Source organism: Streptococcus sp. SN3, assembly GCF_030439905.1.
On sequence record NZ_JAQFJF010000009.1, the window covers coordinates 95,369 to 114,441 of the forward strand.

Below are 19,073 nucleotides of genomic sequence, written 5' to 3' on the forward strand. Positions count from 1 at the left end.
TACCTACCAATTTTTTATCTCTTCCAATACCTTATGAGCCATTTCTTCATTACGGAAAATAAGGAGGATTGTGTCATCATCCGCTAAAATACTAAAAATGTCATCAGAAAAATCTTCTACAATTTGTCGCTTCACAAAAGCTGTGCTTCCAGGGACAAGGCGAAGGTTGATCATATTTCTTAACAACTCAGAATCTAAAATATTGTTATCCGCTAATTTTAAGCTTGTACTAGCTGATTTTGGTAATTCATAGATATAGGTGTTATTCTTCTGCGGAATTTTGACAATTCCCAGCTCTTTAATGTCTCGTGAAATGGTTGCCTGTGTTGCTGTGATTCCTGATTGTTTCAGATATTCTACAATAGCTTCTTGTGTTCCAACTTCATAATCCGACACAAAATGTCTAATTTTTTCTAATCTTTCTTTTTTATTCATCCTTAAATTCCTTATGTGCTGTTTCCACGACAGTTGTAATCATCGTCTTTACTAGGTTTTCGGGGTGAAACCTTTTTTCTAAATAGGCCAGAAATTCCACGTTCCCATGTCCACCTTGAATAGGGGAGAAATCCAGACCTTTAACAGAGAATCCGGCTTCAACCATAAAGTCCGTTACTTTTTCTAAAACTGCTTGATGCACTTTTTTATCTTTTACAATTCCATTTTTACCAATTTGCTCTCTACCGGCCTCAAACTGCGGCTTAATGAGTGCCACAACTTCTCCATTTTTAGCCAAAACCTTATGCAAAGCTGGTAGAATGAGACGAAGCGAGATAAAACTGACATCAATGGAGGCAAAACTAGGTATCTTCTCAAAATCAGCTGCTTCAGCATAACGAAAGTTAAATTGCTCCATGCTGACCACTCGCTCATCTTGACGGAGTTTCCATGCCAGCTGATTCGTGCCGACATCTACTGCGTAGACTTGCTGCGCACCATTTTGCAGCATAACATCCGTAAAGCCACCTGTCGAGGCTCCAATGTCCAGCGTGACCTGCTCCTCAACTGAAATGTCAAACACCTGCAAAGCCTTTTCTAATTTTAAACCACCACGACTGACATATTTGAGCTTTTCTCCCTTGAGTTTCAACTCCATACTTTCATCAATTTTTTCACCAGGTTTATCAAAACGTTGACCATTGGCAACGGCAACAACTAAACCTGCCATGACCCCTCGTTTAGCTTGTTCTCTCGTTTCAAACAAACCTTGCTTATAAGCTAGAACATCTACTCTTTCCTTCGTCATTAAGCCTCAAACTTTCTATTATTTTTCTGATAGCAGACCCTGAAAAATCTATGTCCATTTCTACCTCTGCTAATAAAATCTCAGCTGCGCTCAACTGTTCTTCAAAGAAATGCTTAGCACCATCCAAGCCCAAAATAGCTGGATAAGTGGCCTTCCCTGCTGCTACATCTTTCTGTGGTGTCTTCCCCAAGTCCTCAAAACTCGCTGTCTCATCTAGAATATCATCTCGCACCTGAAAAGCTAGTCCAAGTAATTGACCCGTTTTTCTTAATTTTTCTTGCTGCGGTTCTGCTAGTTCAGCAATCAAACCAGCTGCAATAAAAGGATAGGTCAGGAGCTTACCAGTTTTGTTAGCATGAATAACCTGTAACTCTTCCAAACTAACGCTACGACCTTCTCCTTGCATATCAAGAACTTGACCTCCAACCATGCCAAAGGTTCCAGCAGCTTGAGATAATTCTGCAATTAAGTTTGCCCTAATCTGACTAGGTAATGCCGCTTCTGCTACTAAGGCATAAGAATCCAAAAAGAGCGAATCCCCTGCTAAAATAGCCATATCCTCTCCAAATTTTTTGTGGCTGGTTAAACGACCACGACGATAATCATCATCATCCATAGCTGGCAAATCGTCATGAATCAAACTTCCAGTATGAATCATCTCAAGCGCTGCGGCCACCTGAAAATGGGCCTCCGTCAATTCCAAACCCATACCTTCTAACAATTCCAAAAGCAGCAGAGGGCGAATCCGCTTGCCGCCTGCATTGATCGAGTAAAGAATCGCTTCAATCAAATCAGCCGATACCATCTTTTGAACATAAAAATTCTCAATAGTCCGTCCAATTCTAACCAATTTTTCGTCTTGTTTCATTCCACTTCCGTTTCTGTGCCGTCAGCCTGCATAACCTTGACTAGTGTTTTTTCTGCCTTATCTAAGGTTGCTTGAAGTTCCTTTGAAAGTTGCATTCCTTTTTGAAACTCAGAAATCGCTTCTTCCAAAGGGACATCTCCGTTTTCTAACTTTTGCACAATGACTTCTAAATCAGCTAAATTTTCTTCAAATTTCTTTTCTTTTGACATTTTTTACCTCAACTTCCAGATGACCGTCATGCATAACTACACTGACCTTGTCACCCTTTTCTATATCTTTGGTACCTGATACCACCTTGTCGTCTTTTTGAACAATCGCATAGCCACGAGCCACAATTCGACTGGTATCCAACATAAGCAATGCATCAGATAAACGCTTGACTTCTGCTACCTTGTAATCATAAATCACCGCCATATTGCTACGTAAAAGGCGTTCCAACTGGACTGCACGTTCTTGATAAGTCTGAACCATCCTTAAAGGAGATAAAGCCTCCAAACGATGTTCTAAGAGCCTTGCTTGCTGCATCCCTTCACTATAATATTCGCGAATTTGTTGCTTGAGTCGCAAATTTAATTGATCTAATTTTTGAAGATAGTTATCATATAATCGTTCCGGTTGACGAAAAATGACAGACTGGCTCAACTTAACCAATCGCTCACGATTATAGGTAAGACGATTAGACGTAGCAGTAGCCAAACGATTTTGTTGCTGCTGTATGTGCGCTAAGAGATCCAATTTTGTTACAGGTGTTGCTAGTTCTGCAGCGGCAGTTGGCGTTGCGGCGCGTCTATCTGCAACAAAATCTGCCAAAGTCGTATCTGTTTCATGCCCTACACTTGAAATGATTGGAATTTGAGATTCAAAAATGGCACGGACAACAATTTCTTCGTTAAATGACCAAAGATCTTCAATTGATCCACCACCTCGACCGATGATAAGGACATCTAAATCCCTTCGTGTATTAGCACGACGGATACTATCTGCCACCTGAGTAGCAGCTCCTTCTCCCTGTACTTTGGTTGGATAAAGAATAATCTCTACTCCTGGAAAACGACGGCTAACAGTTGTAATAATATCGCGAATCACTGCACCACTAGGACTAGTCACTACCCCAATTTTCTTAGGAAATTGGGGTAAGGTTTGTTTAAATCGAGTCTCAAACAAGCCTTCTTCCCCTAACCGTTTTTTAAGCTGCTCAAACTGAATTGCCAAAGCCCCTACACCATCTGGCTCCGCTTTTTCAATGATAATAGAGTAGGAGCCACTTGGCTCATAAAGCTGAATCCGGCCGACAACATTGATTTTCATGCCTTCTTCCAAGTCAAAACCTAGCTTTTTGTAAACTCCGCCCCAGATTGTTGCCTGAATGACAGCCTTTTCGTCTTTGAGAGAGAAATACTGATGATTCGGACGTTTGCGAAAATTGGAAACTTCTCCTGTCAAATAAACCCGCTCTAAATAAGGATCTTTATCAAACTTTAACTTTAAATATTTAGTCAAGGTCGATACAGATAAATACTCAGCCATTTCTCTCCTTTCTTCTCCTATAGTTCTTCTTCATTTGTAATGTTTATTATACCAAACTATCTATAAAAAATCATTGACAGAATTCATAAAAACTAACACCATTTCTTCATCCACTTAGGAATCTCTTTACTAATTTTTGTTGGCAAGACCACATAAGATTTTTTGCTCAACTCCTCTGCAATCGCCGAATGAAGATAGACAGCGGCAGTTACACGATCTAGTAGAGAGCTCGTTTTAAATTGTCCTGTAAAGCCCGCAATCATACCTGCAAGCGTGTCCCCCATACCGCCTGTTGCTTGATACGGACCTCCAATGGACAGTTGAAAACAGTTCCGATTTCCACTTTGAAAAATAGTCGTTCCATGCTTTTTTTGAACAACGATAGTTTTAACAGGAAAGGCATTAACTGCTTCTTGACTTTTTTCGAGTGTCTGCTCTGTTAGCTTTAATCCACTCAACCGTTCCCATTCTTTTTGATGTGGTGTAAAAATCGTCTGTGCCTTTGGAAATGGCAAAACTTCTTTGCTAAAAAAAGAAATGGCTCCACCATCCATGATAAAAACTTGACGTTCACTAGCAAGATTTATTACCAACTGTAAAGTAGCTTTTTCAAGAGGATTTTCAGCCAAACCTGGACCAATCAATAGCACATCTGCCTTTTGGATCTGTTCTTTCAATAATTTCTCGTCCCGAATATCAAAAGCCATTGCTTCAGGTAATTGTGCATGTAACGATGGGATATTTTCCTTATCTGTTGCCACTGTGACTAATCCAGCTCCACTATAGATCGCAGCCATTGCTGCCATTATTATTGCGCCACCAAACGGATAAGTACCGCCAATCAATAACAGACGACCATACTCTCCCTTGTGACCATTCAGCGCACGTGGTTGAATAACCTTTTTCAATAATGTATAGTCTACCACTTTCATGTTTGCTCCCTTCACTTATGCCAGTAGAGAAGTGACACCCTTGTTTATCTTTATTTTACCATAAACAAAATAGACATGCCTCCAAAATCGAAAACATGTCGCACTCTATTTCTTCAAACTCCGTTTGCAGGCTCTATATGTCTGTTCCATAAGCATAGTAATAGTCATGGGACCAACGCCCTTTGGCACAGGAGTAATGAGACTAGCGATTTCTGATACTTCATCAAATTTTACATCGCCAATCAATTTACCATTCTGATCGCGGTTCATCCCCACATCAATCACGACTGCACCTTCTTTAACAAAATCTTTCGTCACAAAGTGACCACGCCCAATAGCGACAACCAAAATATCAGCCTTTTTTGTGATCTCTGACAAATGATGTGTCCGCGAATGAGTCAAAGTTACTGTGGCATTTTTAGCCAGCAAGAGCTGTGCCATCGGCTTACCCACAATATTACTTCGTCCAATGACCACCGCACGTTTGCCTTCTAAGTCAACACCATACTCATGAAACATTTCCATAATACCAGCAGGTGTTGAAGGGATCATAACAGGATGACCACTCCAGAGTCGCCCCATATTCATCGGATGAAAGCCATCCACATCTTTATCGGGATCAATCGCTAGCAGCACCGCTTCTTCATCAATGTGTTTGGGAAGAGGCAATTGCACTAAAATACCATGCCAAGCTGAGTCTTGATTGTATCGTTCTATCAAAGTAAGTAATTCTTCTTGACTAGTCGTTTCTGGCAGACGTATTACTTCGCTCCGAAGCCCTACAGACAAAGCGGAGCGCTCTTTATTTCGCACATAAATCTGACTGGCTGGGTTATTCCCCACTAAAATCACTACAAGTCCTGGAATCGATCCTGTTTCGTCTTTTAATTTTCTAACCTTTTCTGCTAACTGTATTTGCAATTTTTCTGCCAAAGCCTTGCCATCAATTATCTTTGTCATATCCATCTCATTTCTAATTTCTCCATTCTATTATAACATATAACAAAAAAATGACTGCTTTTTCTTATAAAACATTATCAATCAAAAGATCGTAGAATTCCTTCCTTCTTTCAGCTTTTAATATTTTATAAAAAATTACAGAAAAAACAGAAAAAAATCAGCCAAAAAACTTAAAATTACCTTAAACCTTAAAACTATTTTAAGGTAACTGCTTTAACATAGAACACGGTACCGATTTAGTTTTAAAATATATAGAAGGGAAGAAAATTATGCAAATAGCCAAGCAGGCTTTGAATTACATCAGTAGAAAAAGAGTTAAAACTCTTCTTGTATTTCTGATACTTACTCTCATTTCAACTGCCTTAACTAGTAGCTTTTCTATTATGGGAACGACTAATAATATCGAAAAGAAAATCTATGACGCATCAAATACTGGCTTTACAATAACTAGCAAAACACTTGAACGACCACTTTCACTAAAAACAGCAGAAAAATTACTTGAGAATAAAGAAATTTCAAAATTCAACTTCAAATACGATGCTTTAGCAAGTTTGACAGATAAAACTGTTGTTAAGAAAAAACAAGGTGTCACAAGAGACAATCAAAACCCTGTCCTCAACAATCTGGTTGCTGCATTAGGAACAAGTGATTCTACTCTAGAAACAACCTTTGCAAGTGGTGTTTTCAAACTTGAACAAGGAAAGCCAATTCGTAAAGGCGATAAATCCAAGATTCTCATCCATGAAAAATTAGCTAAAAAGAACCATTTAAAGGTTGGAGATAAACTAAAACTAAAGGGAGCTTCCTTAAAGGATGAGGATGCTAAACAACTCCATGAAGTAGAGTTTGAAATTGCTGGTATCTTCTCTGGAAAAAAAGAAGAGAAACAAACAGGTTTAAGCTCAGATGCGACAGAAAATACTGTCTATATGGACTATGAATCGAGCCAACACTTACAAGGCTACAAACCAGCTGATTATAAATTATCTGCAGCCGTTTATTTCGTATCAAATCCAAATCAAATTGATAAAGTCATCAATACAGTCAAAAAGTCAAAAATTGATTGGAAGCAAACTGATCTTGTTAAAAACTCTAAAGCTTTTGAAGCAGTTTCTTCTTCTGTTACCAGTTTCAAACAGATTATTAATGTTTTAACTTTCAGTATCATTATTGGAAGTATCATCGTTCTTTCCTTGATTCTCATGTTCTGGTTGAGAGAAAGGATTTATGAAATCGGAGTACTATTATCTCTTGGTATTTCAAAAGCGATGATTATCTCTCAATTCATACTAGAACTGGTTATCATATCAGTATTTAGTATGGCACTAGCTTCTATTAGTGGCTCTTATATTTCCACCATGGTATTCAAAGGGTTTATAAAAGGCGGTCAACAACAAGATAGCTCATCCGCTATTTTTGAAAATATCGTTCCGCACTTACATGCCTCTACTATTTTGATGACTTATGGAATACTGCTCATCATTATTTTACTTGCAGTAGTAGGTTCATCTTCTATTATCCTACATAAAAAACCAAAAGATATTTTAACCGATATAAGTTAAGGAGACAAAACATGACAATTTTAAAAATGGATTCAGTTAGTTACCAATACAATAGCCTACAAGAAAATGTATTGAATCAGATCACAGCTTCATTTGAAGAAGGAAAATTTTATGCTATTATAGGGAAATCTGGTGCAGGAAAATCAACCTTGCTTTCCCTTCTTGCAGGACTTGATACTCCTACAAAAGGAAAAATCCTCTTTGAAGATCAAGACATCGCCCAAAAAGGCTATAACCATCACAGACGGAAACAAATCTCCCTGGTTTTCCAAAATTATAATTTAATCGATTACTTAACTCCGATGGAGAATGTTCGACTCGTAAATTCTCAAGCAAGTAAAGATAGCTTACTACAACTTGGACTCAACGAAAAAGAAATCCATCGTAACGTATTACGATTATCAGGTGGCCAGCAGCAACGGGTTGCTATTGCACGCGCTCTTGCATCTACAGCACCAATTATCTTAGCAGATGAACCAACTGGAAACTTAGATGAAGGTACTGCCATGGACATCATTGAAATCCTAATTAAATCAGCTAAACAAAAAAATAAATGTGTGATTGTGGTGACACACAGCAAAGAGTTAGCTAATAAAGCAGACGTCGTCTTAGAGTTAAGCAATAAGAACTTAATCGAAGTCACTAAGAATTATAAATAAGACCTCCAAGGAGAAGAAATTATATGTTAACGATAAAGAACGCTCTTGCCTATGTATGGCGCAAAAAAATAAAAACACTGATTATCTTTTTAATCCTGTTAGCCATCTCTACTTTAACACTTGGCAGTATTGCTGTTAAAAATGCAACAGACGCTGCTTCAAAAGAAACTTTCAAAAATATCACTAGCAGTTTCTCAATGCAGATTAACCGCGAAGTGAACCAAGGTACACCTCGCGGAGCAGGAAATCTTAAAGGCGAAGATATCGAAGCTGTAGAAAAAGTTAAAGGTATCTCTGGCTACATCAAACGAATGAATGTTGTCGCTGACTTAATTGATCACCAATTGGTTGAATCTGGAGAAACCGACTTTGAAAGCGAAGATAGAAAACAAAAATTCGGCCGTGCCATTATGGCAACAGGTATCAACGATTCATCTAAAGATGATAAATTTACCGCAGAAACCTTCAAACTAGTTGAAGGTAGACATATCAACAAAAATGACAAAAATGTTGCTTTAATTCATAAAGATTTTGCAGAAAAGAACAAACTTAAAGTTGGCGATACGATTAATATAAAATCGAATACTTATGACTATGATAACGTTCGCAAAGCTAATAAAACGACTAAAGTGACAGTTATCGGAATTTTTGACGGGAAAAATAAAGGAGGCGTTTCTAGTCCTCAAGAATTGTATGAAAATACCTTTATCACAGACTTAGAAACGACTAAAACTTTACAAGGTTCAACAGATAAAAACGCTATTTATCAAGATGCTACTTTCTTTGTAAACGGTAGCCAAGATATTGATAAAGTGATGGCGAAAGTAAAAGAAATATCATCTATTGATTGGGAAGCCTACACCCTTGTTAAGAGCACAAGCAACTTCCCAGCACTTCAATCTTCTATTAACGGTATTTACGGCGTTACTGGAAACCTCTTAATCGGAACGCTAATCTTTGGAGCGATTGTTCTTACGCTAGTCTTGTTCTTATGGATCAATGGTCGTAGAAAAGAAATGGGAATCATGCTTTCAATGGGAATTAGCAAAACAAAGATTTTCTTCCAATTTATCACAGAAGTTCTCTTTGTAAGTATATTTAGCTTCATTGGTGCTTACTTTGCAGGTAGTGCTGTCAGCAAGGTGATGGGAAATAGCATTTTAAAACAAGTTACCAGTGGTATTGCTGAAAAACTAGCTCGAGAAGGTAAGAGCGCCAATCTTGGAGGCGGGGCTGAAGTGGATGGCTTTAACAAGACCCTCACTAGCCTCAATGTACATGTATCTCCTGATGATATGACCAAAGTGGTCATCTTTGGACTTGCCATTATCATCGTTTCCGTCCTCATTGCTTCAATCACGCTCCTTAGTAAGCAACCAAAAGACTTACTAATGGGAGATAACAGCAAATAAGATATCAATGAGTTCAGACAAAATCGGTCCGTCAGCTAAGTTGACGGACCGATTTATTTTATAGACAGCTGGACTGACTCTCGGATGAAATGACGTGAGGTTCGCTTTGTCGACTTGGTCGATAAAATGAACCGCTTTGGATTGGATCTGTCGACCTAGTCGAAAAGATAAATGACTTTTAGTTTACCACGTCGACCCGGCGGACGAGATGAACTACTTTTGGTTTGCTCCATCAGCCCGGCGAGCAGGATGAAACTGTTTTGATTGGCTCCGTCAGCCCGGCGGACGAGATGAACTACTTTTAGTTTACCACGTCAACCCGGCGGACGAGATGAACTACTTTTGGTTTGCTCCGTCAGCCCGGCGAGCAGGATGAAACTGTTTTGATTGGCTCCGTCAGCCCAGCGGACGAGATGAGCTACTGTGGATTTGGCTCGCTTGAGCATTGTTGTTTGTATTTTTGCTCCCAACCATACTGATTGTTTACTGATTTTTACAGTTCTTTTGATGTGCTTTCAGCTTCTTCATAGCCCAGTCGTAGTGACTGGATGTGCAGCTGACAAAGTAGGAGCCAAGAGTACTCCCACCAACCCATTTATAAACGCTCTTTGAAAACAGCTCTTCATTTGTAAAGGTTTCAGCCAGGGTTAGCACTTTTTCCTGTGATTGATGAAGCAACTTGATTGCTTTTTCTAGCGGTGTCTGTTGATGTTTTTGCCAAAATGCCACATTCATCTCACCATAGCTTCTCCAATTATAAGGTGCTGGCAAAAACGATTTTTCGACACCATTTTGATTGGAATACACCCAATTGAGAAGTAATTGTTGCCACTCATAAAGATGAATGAGAACATCTCTAAGATTTTTATCTCTCTTCCAATGAGCTTCTTTCCGTTTCTCATCTTTTGAAAAATCAAATGTGGTATTCAACTCTTCTTCTGTTAATCGGGAAATCAATGACTGTAGCTTTGCATATTGCTGTGTTGCTGCACTAATCAACTCAGTCTTGCTAGTAGGTCTTACCATGTTGTGTTCTCCTTTTTTAATAAATCATATAACAAATAACCTGACAACCTCTGTCATATTTTTAGTTTTCTCTTTATTTTTGTCTCATTTTTTCTTTGATTTCACATTGACAGTCACAATCGCCACAGCGTCCTTTTCCTTTGATGATATGGTGCATAGCTGCACCTGCTAAAACTAAAATGATGATAAATACAATAATCGTGGACATAATTTCTCCTATACTGTTTGATGTGTCAGACTATCTAAAGTGATAACCTCTACTGTTTCTTTGCGCGGTTTTCTAAAGATGAAATAGAGACCCGCTGCCACAACGAGCAGAGCAAAGACAGTCACTGGAGATATTCCTTTTCCGTACAGCAAAACTTGACCAAACTGGTAAATCACAAGGCTGACATTATAAGCCAGTAGAGTTTGGAATGAAATAGCAATCCACGTCCACTTGGCATTGCCCATTTCCCGATGAATCGCACCAATCGCTGCAAAACAAGGAGCGCAGAGCAGATTAAAGACAAGGAATGAGTAGGCGGAAAGTGCCGTATAATGCTGTTGGAGATTGGTCCACAACTCTTTGGTGGTCTCTGTCGCGTCTGTCACTTTATACAAGATTCCAAAAGTAGAAATCACCGTTTCCTTAGCCAACAATCCCGTAATAGCCGCAACCGTTGCTCGCCAATTGCCAAAGCCAAGAGGGCTAAAGATCCAAGCTAGCCCCTTTCCTAATGCCGCTAAGATACTATCTTCCGTCTCAACCGCCTGCAAGCCAAAGTTATAGGAACTAGCAAACCAAATGAATATATTAGTCACAAAGATAATCGTTCCAGCACGCTTAATGAAGCTCAAAGCCTTTTGACCAGCATAGCGCAAAACCGTTTTGACTTGTGGCAGGTGGTAACTCGGCAGCTCCATGATAAAGGGCGCTACTGCTCCACCGAGACTCGCTGTCTTTTTCAAAGCAATCCCTGATAAGACAATCGCTCCCATTCCGACAAAATAAGCACTTGGTACAATCCAAGGATTATTAGGGAAGAACGCTCCAGCAATCAAAGAAATAATTGGTAATTTGGCGGAGCAAGGCATAAATGTTGTTGTCATAATCGTAATCCTACGGTCACGTTCATTTTCAATAGTTCTACTCGCCATAACGCCAGGAACACCACATCCCGTAGAAATCAGCATAGGAATAAAAGATTTCCCAGATAAGCCAAAGCGTCTAAACAGCCGATCCATAACAAAGGCAATCCGGCTCATATAACCAATGTCTTCCAAAATTCCCAAGCAAACAAATAAGACGAAAATCTGCGGAACAAAGCCCAAGACAGCCCCACAACCTGCAACAATCCCATCAACAATCAAAGATTGAAGCCAATCAGATACTGCTAAGTGTTCCAGCAGTGATTTGATACCGTTCGGAATCCATTCTCCAAAGAGGATGTCGTTTGTCCAATCCGTTCCCATCGTTCCAATCGTTTGAATAGAGAGGAAATACACCAACCACATAACAAGCGCAAAGATTGGTAAAGCTAAATAACGATTGGTCACAATACGGTCAATCTTGTCTGACAAACTTAATTTAGTAACATCGGCTTGCAGCACCATTTTGACTGCTGACTCAATAAACTCATAGCGCGCATTAACAACAATGGTCTCTGCGTCTTCAGTGTAGATTTCCTCCGTAATCCTAATCGCATCTTCAATCTCCGCTTTTTGGAAATCAGACAACACCAGCTGTTCGGATAATTCTTTATCGCGTTCAAAAAGCTTAATGGCATAAAAACGAGCCTGTTTTTGAGGCACTGCATTTCCTAAAATGCGGATAATTTCTGACAAAGCCGCTTCAAAATGACTGTCGTAAACAGGATAGAGCGTTTCATCCGTGCGCTTCATTTCTCGCAAGGCCTGCCGCATAACTTGGTCAATCCCTGTTTTTTTCAAAGCACTAGTCGCAACGACTGGTACACCTAGCTGATAACTTAATTTAGTCGTATCGATCCATTTCCCTTGTTTTTCAACGACATCGCTCATATTTAAAGCCAGCACAACCGGAATTCCTGTCTCAATCAATTGCAAGCTCAAGTATAGATTTCGTTCCAAATTGGTTGCGTCAACTACATCCAAAATCCCGTCTGCATTATCGCTTAAAAGATAATTTCTACTAACCACTTCTTCAGAAGTATAAGGCGACAACGAGTAAATTCCCGGTAGGTCTTGGATAATAATTTTTTTGTTTTTGCTAAACAGACCACTTTTCTTCTCGACAGTGACACCAGGCCAATTTCCCACATGCTGGCTACTACCAGTTAATAGGTTAAACAAACTAGTCTTTCCACTATTCGGATTTCCCGCAAGCGCTAATTCTTTCATTGTTTTGCTTCCTTTTCACCTTTCACCACACTAATCAAGCTAGCCTCCGACTTTCTTAAGGTCAAGTCATAGCCCCTAAGCTTAATCTCAAGTGGATCACCCAACGGTGCAACTTTTTGCAATTGAACGTTTGTGTTTTTGGTCAACCCCATGTCCATCAACCGTCGTTTTAAAGCACCATCTGCATGAATTGCTTCGATGTATGCCGAATCTCCAATAGCCAACTCAGATAAAGGAAGAGAAGATTTGCTACTGCCCTTTGGCACAACATCCAGTTTTTTCAAAATAGAATTATCCAAGGCAATCCTCGCAGCTCGAACTAAGAGAATAGCTGTGTCGTTTGTTTTTGAAATGACTTGAATAAAACTGCCTATCTTAATCCCTAGATCAGCTAAATGACGGACACTCGCTTCCTCTAGATCGATTCCGACAATTTCATATTCTGTTACTAATTTTATTTGAGATAAATCCATACTCTCTCCTTTTTATTTTGTCAAGAAATATGCTTACTACCATCATTAGTATACCACTTTTTTCTAAGAATTTCTGACAATTCTAAGATAGATAAGCAAAAATTATTGCAAAATAAATATCCCCTAAGCAGATGCCTAGAGGACATATTTATTAGAGACTAACAAATTTAATATAACAATTCATAGATTTCCATTGCAATCAAATCAATGCTATCAAAAGTATAGGTTTCACGCGCTGCAACATCGCGAAGAGTGAATACTGAGCCATTTTCTTCGTCATAGCTATAAGTTACTTCTGCTACAACAACCCCGTCACGTTCAAAATTACGTTTCAAATTGCCGCCATCTTTTGTCATAGCATCTAAACGATTGATAATTCTTACTAAATGTGATTCCATTTTCCTTCTCCTATTCATTTATACGTTACTATTTTACCACAAATGAAAGATGAAATACCAGCAAAAGACCCATTTTTGGTAAATTTAACACAAAATGAAATGCTCAAATATAAAATTCTATCTTTTAACACTTTATTCTTGCAATGTTTTAGAATACTGCTATAATGAAAATAAGAAGTTTGACTATTATTGACCAATTGATTTCCGTCGAGCAAATTTTAAAAGAAAGAGGTAGCACATGCTTTGTCAAAATTGTAAAATAAACGAATCAACTATTCACCTTTACACAAATGTGAATGGAAAACAACACCAAGTTGACCTCTGTCAAAATTGTTATCAAATCATGAAAACAGATCCAAATAATGCCTTATTTCGTGGCATGACCAATATGAACAATCAAAATAATTTAGACCCTTTTGATGATTTCTTTAGCAATCTAGGGAATTTTCAAAATCATCAAGAACCGCAGACCCCTCCTACTCAATCAGGTGGCGGATACGGTAACGGAGGCTATGGTTCCAATCAAGGTGGCAGCACGCGCCAACAAGTACCACAACAACCCAAAGGCCTCCTAGAAGAATTTGGTATCAATGTAACTGAATTTGCTCGGCGGGGCGAGATTGACCCTGTAATTGGTCGTGACGAAGAAATTGTGCGCGTCATTGAAATCCTCAATCGTAGAACGAAGAACAATCCTGTCCTCATCGGAGAGCCCGGTGTCGGTAAAACAGCAGTTGTCGAAGGCTTAGCTCAGAAAATTGTAGATGGAGATGTTCCACATAAACTCCAAGGCAAAGAAGTCATTCGTTTAGATGTCGTTAGTTTGGTTCAAGGGACTGGTATCCGTGGTCAATTTGAAGAACGAATGCAAAAACTCATGAACGAAATTCGCTCTCGACAAGATGTTATATTATTCATTGATGAAATTCACGAAATTGTTGGAGCTGGTTCTGCTGGTGATGGAAATATGGATGCTGGAAACATCCTAAAACCAGCACTTGCTCGCGGTGAACTCCAATTAGTCGGTGCCACAACTCTCAATGAATACCGGATTATCGAAAAAGATGCTGCACTGGAACGCCGTATGCAGCCTGTAAAAGTTGATGAACCAACAGTTGAAGAAACGATCACTATCCTCAAAGGTATTCAAAAGAAATACGAAGACTATCACCACGTCAAATACACAGACGATGCCATTGAAGCAGCAGCTGTCTTGTCCAATCGTTATATCCAAGATCGCTTCTTGCCTGATAAGGCCATTGACTTGCTAGATGAAGCAGGCTCTAAGATGAATCTGACACTTAACTTTGTCGATCCAAAAGTCATTGATCAACGATTGGTAGAAGCCGAAAACCTCAAGGCACAAGCTACTCGTGATGAGGATTTTGAAAAAGCTGCTTATTTCCGTGACCAAATTGCCAAATACAAAGAAATGCAGCAAAATAAAATGGCTGATCAAGATACGCCTCTTATCAGTGAAAAAACCATTGAACATATCATTGAGCAAAAGACAAATATTCCAGTTGGCGACTTGAAAGAAAAGGAACAATCACAATTGATTAGTCTGGCTGATGATTTGAAAGCTCATGTCATTGGGCAAGATGATGCTGTTGATAAAATTGCGAAGGCCATTCGCCGTAATCGAGTTGGACTAGGTACACCAGACCGACCAATTGGTTCTTTCCTTTTTGTTGGACCAACCGGTGTCGGCAAAACAGAACTTTCTAAACAACTAGCGATTGAGCTCTTTGGTTCAGCTGACAGCATGATTCGTTTTGATATGAGTGAGTATATGGAAAAACATAGCGTAGCAAAACTCGTCGGAGCGCCTCCAGGTTACGTTGGCTACGAAGAAGCTGGACAATTAACAGAACGTGTACGTCGTAATCCTTATTCTCTCATTTTACTTGATGAAATAGAAAAAGCTCACCCAGATGTCATGCATATGTTCTTGCAAGTACTGGATGACGGACGTCTGACAGATGGACAAGGTCGGACAGTCAGTTTCAAAGATACGATTATCATTATGACTTCCAACGCCGGTACTGGAAAAGTCGAAGCAAACGTCGGATTCGGTGCAGCGCGTGAAGGACGTACCAATTCTGTTATCGGTGAATTAGGGAACTTCTTCAGTCCAGAATTTATGAACCGTTTCGATGGTATTATTGAGTTCAAATCTCTTAGCAAGGAAAATCTCCTACAAATCGTAGATTTGATGCTTGAAGATGTGAATAAACGCTTAGCTGTAAATGGTATTCACCTAGACGTAACAAACAAAGTCAAGGAAAAATTAGTTAATCTTGGTTATGATCCAAAAATGGGAGCTCGTCCACTTCGCCGAACAATCCAAGATCACATCGAGGATGCTATCACCGACTACTATCTTGAACATCCAAGCGAAAAAGAGCTCAAAGCTGTCATGACGAGCAATAGCAAGATTGTTATCAAGTCGTCCAAAAAGTCTGAAAACGAGACCGAAAAAGAAATTAAAACAACAGCAGACGACACTGCTAACTGACTATGAAAATCACTCCTTAGAAGTTTCTCTAGGGAGTAATTTTTCGTTACTGAACTCTATATCTCAAAATTGTCTTCAACTTCTGGGGAGCTGTTCGATTTTTATTGTTCAAATAAATTTCACGATGATATGACGTACAACGTTTTAACCCATTTTCTTGACAGAAAGCATCCATTTTCGCAAAAGCTTGCGGTTCATCATCAAAAGTTCCTACATGAAGCATTGCAATACTATTTCCTTCATCCATTCGTTCAAAGCGAATTTCATCATAGTGTAAATTTGGTTTTTTCACTTTTACTTTTGCAAGAGCTTTTTCAACCATTTCTCTGGTAATAAACTCCGGCTGTGCAATCATAATGGTATAAACCAAGTCATCTTTTACTAAAACTTCTGCTTCTTTTTGCCACCAAATCCCTTCCAGCGGATAGACTGTAAAATCTGTCACTTCTAGCTCTGGATTGGATTTTTTATAATCCATTTTAACTGCATAAGCAAGAGAGTACAGAGCCGAAACCCGCTCAGAGAAATCAGAGCTATTTGGATTGCCTGCTCCGTCAATCATAATGAAAGCCTGCTCCGGAACCGTCACTAGCGTCGGACTTGCCTTTACACCATATATAGCTTTTTCAGCCTTTCTCCATTCATATTTCATTTATTTACCCCTTTCATTTTTCTATCATCAGCATAACAAAGTAAACTTGTCAGTTTCTGTCAACTTTTATATTTTTGGGAAATTTCATTTAATTTTTTTGCTAATTTCTGTCGCACTTCAGGCGGTTCTAACACTTCCACTCCATCCAAAAAGGATAAAAGATAAGCATAAAGACTGTCATGATTCGGAAATTCTGCTTCTACAAGTAAATTTCCTACCACATCTGTCGAAATCAAACCAGAAAATTCTTCATAGACACGAAAAGCTTGATGTTTTTCAAATTTCAATTGTAGCCGAATTGTTTCCTGTTGGCTTTCTTTACTTTGAAAGTCAGCTTGTCTTAACTCTCTGTCAAATATTTCAGTTGATAGCTGGCAGTGATTGACTCGACTTAGTTTGAATAACCGAAAATCCTGTTTTTCCGACAAAATCCATATAAATACCAATCTTGACTTTTAAAAATCAATTGCATAGACTCAACCCATCTGCTCATCTCTTCACCCTGTTGATTCAAGTAGTCAAATTGAAGAAGCCGCCTCTGAAAGATTCCTCTCTTAATCTGCTCAAACGTTTCTTGATGGTATTTTTGCCCACGCCAATCTGTAAAATCAATTTGTAGCCAATTATCCATTTTTATTTGAAACAAAGCCTGCAGCTTTTCTAATACTTGATGTTCCTCTCGTAAAGTTTATAAGCCTTGTACAGATAAAAGCAATTCTTCTTGCTCCTGAGCCGATAGTAAACTTTTATCCAGTACAAATGAATCCAGTAAAAAAATACCACCGCCTTTCCCCGGATTACAATAAATAGGGATACCTACACTGCTTAACCGATCCACATCACGATAAATAGTACGAATCGACACCTCAAACTTCTCAGCCAATGCTGGTGCTGTAGCATGCCCATTCCCCAGTAGATAATAAATGATACCTAGTAATCTTCCTTGAGTCATGTTCTCACCTCTCTATAATTATACCACTATAACTTGCCAAATCTTGTCTCGTTTTAATACCAAGTGATTGAACAAAAAGAAATCTTATTAAACCCTTGACAGTAATCACTTCATCCTTTATGATAATAGTAAACTAGTCACAAAAGAGGAACAAATATGACAGTCGCAACTTTTGGAGAAAAGAAAGAAAGCGTTCAATATGTAAATCGCTATGGTGTTTACGCAGTTATTCCAGATGCTAAAAAAGAAAAAATCATCTTAGTGCAAGCACCAAATGGAGCCTGGTTTTTACCAGGTGGTGAAATCGAAGAAGGTGAAAACCATCGAACCGCACTTGAACGCGAATTGATTGAAGAACTTGGCTTCACAGCTGAAATCGAGCAATATTACGGACAAGCAGATGAATACTTCTACTCTCGCCATCGTGATACCCACTTTTACAATCCTGCCTACATTTACGAAGTGAGCCATTATGAGCAATCACAAGCACCTTTAGAGGATTTTAACCAGCTTGCTTGGTTTCCAATCGAAGAAGCTATTTCCAAACTAAAACGCGGAAGCCATAAATGGGGAATTGAAATGTGGAAAAAGAGTCATAAAGTCTGAGAAATTGTTCACATTTCTTATGGAAAAGTGCTATAATAGGGTTAGCATATAGGAGGAAATCATTATGAAGCTTATCAATACAACCAATAGCCACGCGAATCTTGTCCAAAGCCAGTTAGAAAGCACAGATGCCACTTTAGTTGAAACTTTTTCTGCTGGAAATACAGATGTTGTTTTTACGCAGGCTCCACTTCATTATGAAATCCTGATTTCAAATAAACACCGCGCTATTCGCGAACAAGAAGTTGAAAAAATTCGAGAATTTTTCCTAAAACGAAAAATTGATACAAAATTGATTGATGCATCTCGAATTAAAACACTCTACTCTACTAACTTGATTGAAATTTCTATTCCAACAAAATAAGCCCACGAGGGCTTATTTTTTATCTTGCATTTCGCGCTTAAGAAATCACCCCAAAAGTTAGATAGAAAAATCTAACTTTTAAGACGATTTTTATTTCACCAAACCGCTTTTCTCTAACTATAACTTAAATCTTTTACTTCCATAACGTGCTACGAGATAAATAATTAAAGCAGAGTATATACAAGTAAATATAGCTAGAAAAACAACAAAAGAAACAATAGATACTCGCGTTGCTAGTTGATAAAAAATTCTAAATGGTAGGCTAAAAAAACCTGTTCAATCTCCAATTGCCATTCTGCTAAAGACCTAACAATCGGGTGCTCAATGTCAAACATTGCATTTAGAACAAAGATTCAAGTTTCAATAGTTTCTCGGATGGCTAAAATTGCTGGATTGTTATGCTTATCGGCGCTCTCCATATTTTTAAAAAGCAGCGTCCAAAGATGAATCCCCTTTGCCTCCAAGCGTTCTTTCAACTCTTTACTTAGGTATCCCAAATCTCCTAAAACGCGAGAATAAGGGACACAGTCTCCAGCAATTCTTCTGCTACCTGAATATCA

General features: G+C 38.8%; 20 protein-coding genes and 1 pseudogene. 6 read left to right on the forward strand and 15 right to left on the reverse strand.

The annotated features are described in order from the left end of the window. Positions 1–3: 3 nt before the first annotated feature. The 7 genes from PCY71_RS13295 to PCY71_RS13325 all read right to left on the reverse strand — a co-directional run bounded on the left by PCY71_RS13295 (position 4) and on the right by PCY71_RS13325 (position 5,530). The gene (locus tag PCY71_RS13295) at positions 4–435 is read right to left on the reverse strand and encodes an arginine repressor (protein ID WP_003068220.1); all 432 of its coding nucleotides are present in this window, start codon (positions 433–435) and stop codon (positions 4–6) included. Next, complete coding sequence (locus PCY71_RS13300; protein WP_048786221.1) at positions 428–1,243, reverse strand: TlyA family RNA methyltransferase; 816 nt, start codon at positions 1,241–1,243, stop codon at positions 428–430. Before PCY71_RS13300 ends, PCY71_RS13295 begins: the two co-directional genes overlap by 8 nt. Next, positions 1,209–2,111 carry a polyprenyl synthetase family protein gene (locus PCY71_RS13305; protein WP_301412746.1) on the reverse strand — a complete coding sequence of 301 codons (903 nt, stop codon included), beginning with the start codon at positions 2,109–2,111 and terminating at the stop codon, positions 1,209–1,211. The genes PCY71_RS13300 and PCY71_RS13305 overlap by 35 nt, the downstream gene beginning before the upstream one ends. Beyond that, positions 2,108–2,320: an exodeoxyribonuclease VII small subunit gene (locus tag PCY71_RS13310; RefSeq protein WP_003068213.1), complete on the reverse strand. Its 213-nt coding sequence runs from the start codon at positions 2,318–2,320 to the stop codon at positions 2,108–2,110. Before PCY71_RS13310 ends, PCY71_RS13305 begins: the two co-directional genes overlap by 4 nt. Next, positions 2,298–3,638: an exodeoxyribonuclease VII large subunit gene (gene xseA, locus PCY71_RS13315; RefSeq protein WP_301412747.1), complete on the reverse strand. Its 1,341-nt coding sequence runs from the start codon at positions 3,636–3,638 to the stop codon at positions 2,298–2,300. Before xseA ends, PCY71_RS13310 begins: the two co-directional genes overlap by 23 nt. 92 nt (positions 3,639–3,730) lie before the next feature. Then, positions 3,731–4,570, reverse strand: coding sequence for an NAD(P)H-hydrate dehydratase (locus tag PCY71_RS13320; RefSeq protein ID WP_037598706.1), 840 nt, complete (start codon positions 4,568–4,570; stop codon positions 3,731–3,733). 105 nt (positions 4,571–4,675) lie between these two features. Next, a complete protein-coding gene (locus PCY71_RS13325) occupies positions 4,676–5,530 on the reverse strand; it encodes a bifunctional methylenetetrahydrofolate dehydrogenase/methenyltetrahydrofolate cyclohydrolase (protein WP_301412748.1) in 855 nt (284 codons plus the stop codon). Between the two features lie 269 nt (positions 5,531–5,799). Between PCY71_RS13325 and PCY71_RS13330 the strand changes: the two genes are divergently transcribed. From PCY71_RS13330 to PCY71_RS13340, 3 genes are read left to right on the forward strand one after another with little or no spacing between them, the layout of a single operon-like run. Further along, the gene (locus PCY71_RS13330; RefSeq protein ID WP_003068207.1) at positions 5,800–7,092 is read left to right on the forward strand and encodes an ABC transporter permease; all 1,293 of its coding nucleotides are present in this window, start codon (positions 5,800–5,802) and stop codon (positions 7,090–7,092) included. 11 nt (positions 7,093–7,103) lie between these two features. Beyond that, on the forward strand, positions 7,104–7,751 hold the full coding sequence (locus PCY71_RS13335; RefSeq protein WP_003068204.1) for an ABC transporter ATP-binding protein: 648 nt from the start codon (positions 7,104–7,106) through the stop codon (positions 7,749–7,751). A 23-nt stretch (positions 7,752–7,774) separates the two neighbouring features. Continuing rightward, complete coding sequence (locus PCY71_RS13340) at positions 7,775–9,163, forward strand: ABC transporter permease (RefSeq protein ID WP_003068202.1); 1,389 nt, start codon at positions 7,775–7,777, stop codon at positions 9,161–9,163. Positions 9,164–9,646: 483 nt separating this feature from the next. Here the strand turns inward: PCY71_RS13340 and PCY71_RS13345 are convergent, their stop codons facing one another. From PCY71_RS13345 to PCY71_RS13365, 5 genes are all read right to left on the reverse strand, one after another. After that, positions 9,647–10,189, reverse strand: coding sequence for a ClbS/DfsB family four-helix bundle protein (locus tag PCY71_RS13345; RefSeq protein WP_003036027.1), 543 nt, complete (start codon positions 10,187–10,189; stop codon positions 9,647–9,649). Between the two features lie 73 nt (positions 10,190–10,262). Continuing rightward, positions 10,263–10,397, reverse strand: a complete 135-nt coding sequence (locus PCY71_RS13350; RefSeq protein ID WP_003023693.1) for a FeoB-associated Cys-rich membrane protein — start codon at positions 10,395–10,397, stop codon at positions 10,263–10,265. Between the two features lie 8 nt (positions 10,398–10,405). Next, entirely contained in the window at positions 10,406–12,550 is a 2,145-nt protein-coding gene (feoB, locus tag PCY71_RS13355) for a ferrous iron transport protein B (RefSeq protein WP_301412749.1), read from the reverse strand. After that, a complete protein-coding gene (locus PCY71_RS13360; protein WP_006269767.1) occupies positions 12,547–13,023 on the reverse strand; it encodes a FeoA family protein in 477 nt (158 codons plus the stop codon). Before PCY71_RS13360 ends, feoB begins: the two co-directional genes overlap by 4 nt. A 167-nt stretch (positions 13,024–13,190) precedes the next feature. Beyond that, positions 13,191–13,421, reverse strand: coding sequence for a DUF1797 family protein (locus PCY71_RS13365; RefSeq protein ID WP_006267994.1), 231 nt, complete (start codon positions 13,419–13,421; stop codon positions 13,191–13,193). A 238-nt stretch (positions 13,422–13,659) separates the two neighbouring features. Between PCY71_RS13365 and PCY71_RS13370 the strand changes: the two genes are divergently transcribed. After that, positions 13,660–15,939: an ATP-dependent Clp protease ATP-binding subunit gene (locus PCY71_RS13370; protein ID WP_301412750.1), complete on the forward strand. Its 2,280-nt coding sequence runs from the start codon at positions 13,660–13,662 to the stop codon at positions 15,937–15,939. A gap of 46 nt (positions 15,940–15,985) precedes the next feature. Here the strand turns inward: PCY71_RS13370 and PCY71_RS13375 are convergent, their stop codons facing one another. Further along, entirely contained in the window at positions 15,986–16,591 is a 606-nt protein-coding gene (locus PCY71_RS13375; protein WP_301412751.1) for a GyrI-like domain-containing protein, read from the reverse strand. A gap of 59 nt (positions 16,592–16,650) precedes the next feature. Further along, a pseudogene (locus PCY71_RS14985) lies at positions 16,651–17,543 on the reverse strand (helix-turn-helix transcriptional regulator). 156 nt (positions 17,544–17,699) lie between these two features. Between PCY71_RS14985 and PCY71_RS13395 the strand changes: the two are divergent. Beyond that, positions 17,700–18,149, forward strand: a complete 450-nt coding sequence (locus tag PCY71_RS13395; protein ID WP_003068183.1) for an NUDIX hydrolase — start codon at positions 17,700–17,702, stop codon at positions 18,147–18,149. A gap of 64 nt (positions 18,150–18,213) precedes the next feature. Next, positions 18,214–18,513, forward strand: a complete 300-nt coding sequence (locus tag PCY71_RS13400; protein WP_003068181.1) for a DUF1827 family protein — start codon at positions 18,214–18,216, stop codon at positions 18,511–18,513. Between the two features lie 353 nt (positions 18,514–18,866). On the opposite strand, the gene PCY71_RS13405 is transcribed toward PCY71_RS13400, so the two are convergent. After that, positions 18,867–19,052 carry a transposase gene (locus PCY71_RS13405; RefSeq protein ID WP_301412755.1) on the reverse strand — a complete coding sequence of 62 codons (186 nt, stop codon included), beginning with the start codon at positions 19,050–19,052 and terminating at the stop codon, positions 18,867–18,869. Positions 19,053–19,073: the final 21 nt, after the last annotated feature.

Coding starts and splice junctions, on each gene's coding strand:
- PCY71_RS13295 (WP_003068220.1), bottom strand. CDS start 435: ATGAATAAAAAAGAAAGATTAGAAAAAATTAGACATTTTGTGTCGGAT.
- PCY71_RS13300 (WP_048786221.1), bottom strand. CDS start 1,243: ATGACGAAGGAAAGAGTAGATGTTCTAGCTTATAAGCAAGGTTTGTTT.
- PCY71_RS13305 (WP_301412746.1), bottom strand. CDS start 2,111: ATGAAACAAGACGAAAAATTGGTTAGAATTGGACGGACTATTGAGAAT.
- PCY71_RS13310 (WP_003068213.1), bottom strand. CDS start 2,320: ATGTCAAAAGAAAAGAAATTTGAAGAAAATTTAGCTGATTTAGAAGTC.
- xseA (WP_301412747.1), bottom strand. CDS start 3,638: ATGGCTGAGTATTTATCTGTATCGACCTTGACTAAATATTTAAAGTTA.
- PCY71_RS13320 (WP_037598706.1), bottom strand. CDS start 4,570: ATGAAAGTGGTAGACTATACATTATTGAAAAAGGTTATTCAACCACGT.
- PCY71_RS13325 (WP_301412748.1), bottom strand. CDS start 5,530: ATGACAAAGATAATTGATGGCAAGGCTTTGGCAGAAAAATTGCAAATA.
- PCY71_RS13330 (WP_003068207.1), top strand. CDS start 5,800: ATGCAAATAGCCAAGCAGGCTTTGAATTACATCAGTAGAAAAAGAGTT.
- PCY71_RS13335 (WP_003068204.1), top strand. CDS start 7,104: ATGACAATTTTAAAAATGGATTCAGTTAGTTACCAATACAATAGCCTA.
- PCY71_RS13340 (WP_003068202.1), top strand. CDS start 7,775: ATGTTAACGATAAAGAACGCTCTTGCCTATGTATGGCGCAAAAAAATA.
- PCY71_RS13345 (WP_003036027.1), bottom strand. CDS start 10,189: ATGGTAAGACCTACTAGCAAGACTGAGTTGATTAGTGCAGCAACACAG.
- PCY71_RS13350 (WP_003023693.1), bottom strand. CDS start 10,397: ATGTCCACGATTATTGTATTTATCATCATTTTAGTTTTAGCAGGTGCA.
- feoB (WP_301412749.1), bottom strand. CDS start 12,550: ATGAAAGAATTAGCGCTTGCGGGAAATCCGAATAGTGGAAAGACTAGT.
- PCY71_RS13360 (WP_006269767.1), bottom strand. CDS start 13,023: ATGGATTTATCTCAAATAAAATTAGTAACAGAATATGAAATTGTCGGA.
- PCY71_RS13365 (WP_006267994.1), bottom strand. CDS start 13,421: ATGGAATCACATTTAGTAAGAATTATCAATCGTTTAGATGCTATGACA.
- PCY71_RS13370 (WP_301412750.1), top strand. CDS start 13,660: ATGCTTTGTCAAAATTGTAAAATAAACGAATCAACTATTCACCTTTAC.
- PCY71_RS13375 (WP_301412751.1), bottom strand. CDS start 16,591: ATGAAATATGAATGGAGAAAGGCTGAAAAAGCTATATATGGTGTAAAG.
- PCY71_RS13395 (WP_003068183.1), top strand. CDS start 17,700: ATGACAGTCGCAACTTTTGGAGAAAAGAAAGAAAGCGTTCAATATGTA.
- PCY71_RS13400 (WP_003068181.1), top strand. CDS start 18,214: ATGAAGCTTATCAATACAACCAATAGCCACGCGAATCTTGTCCAAAGC.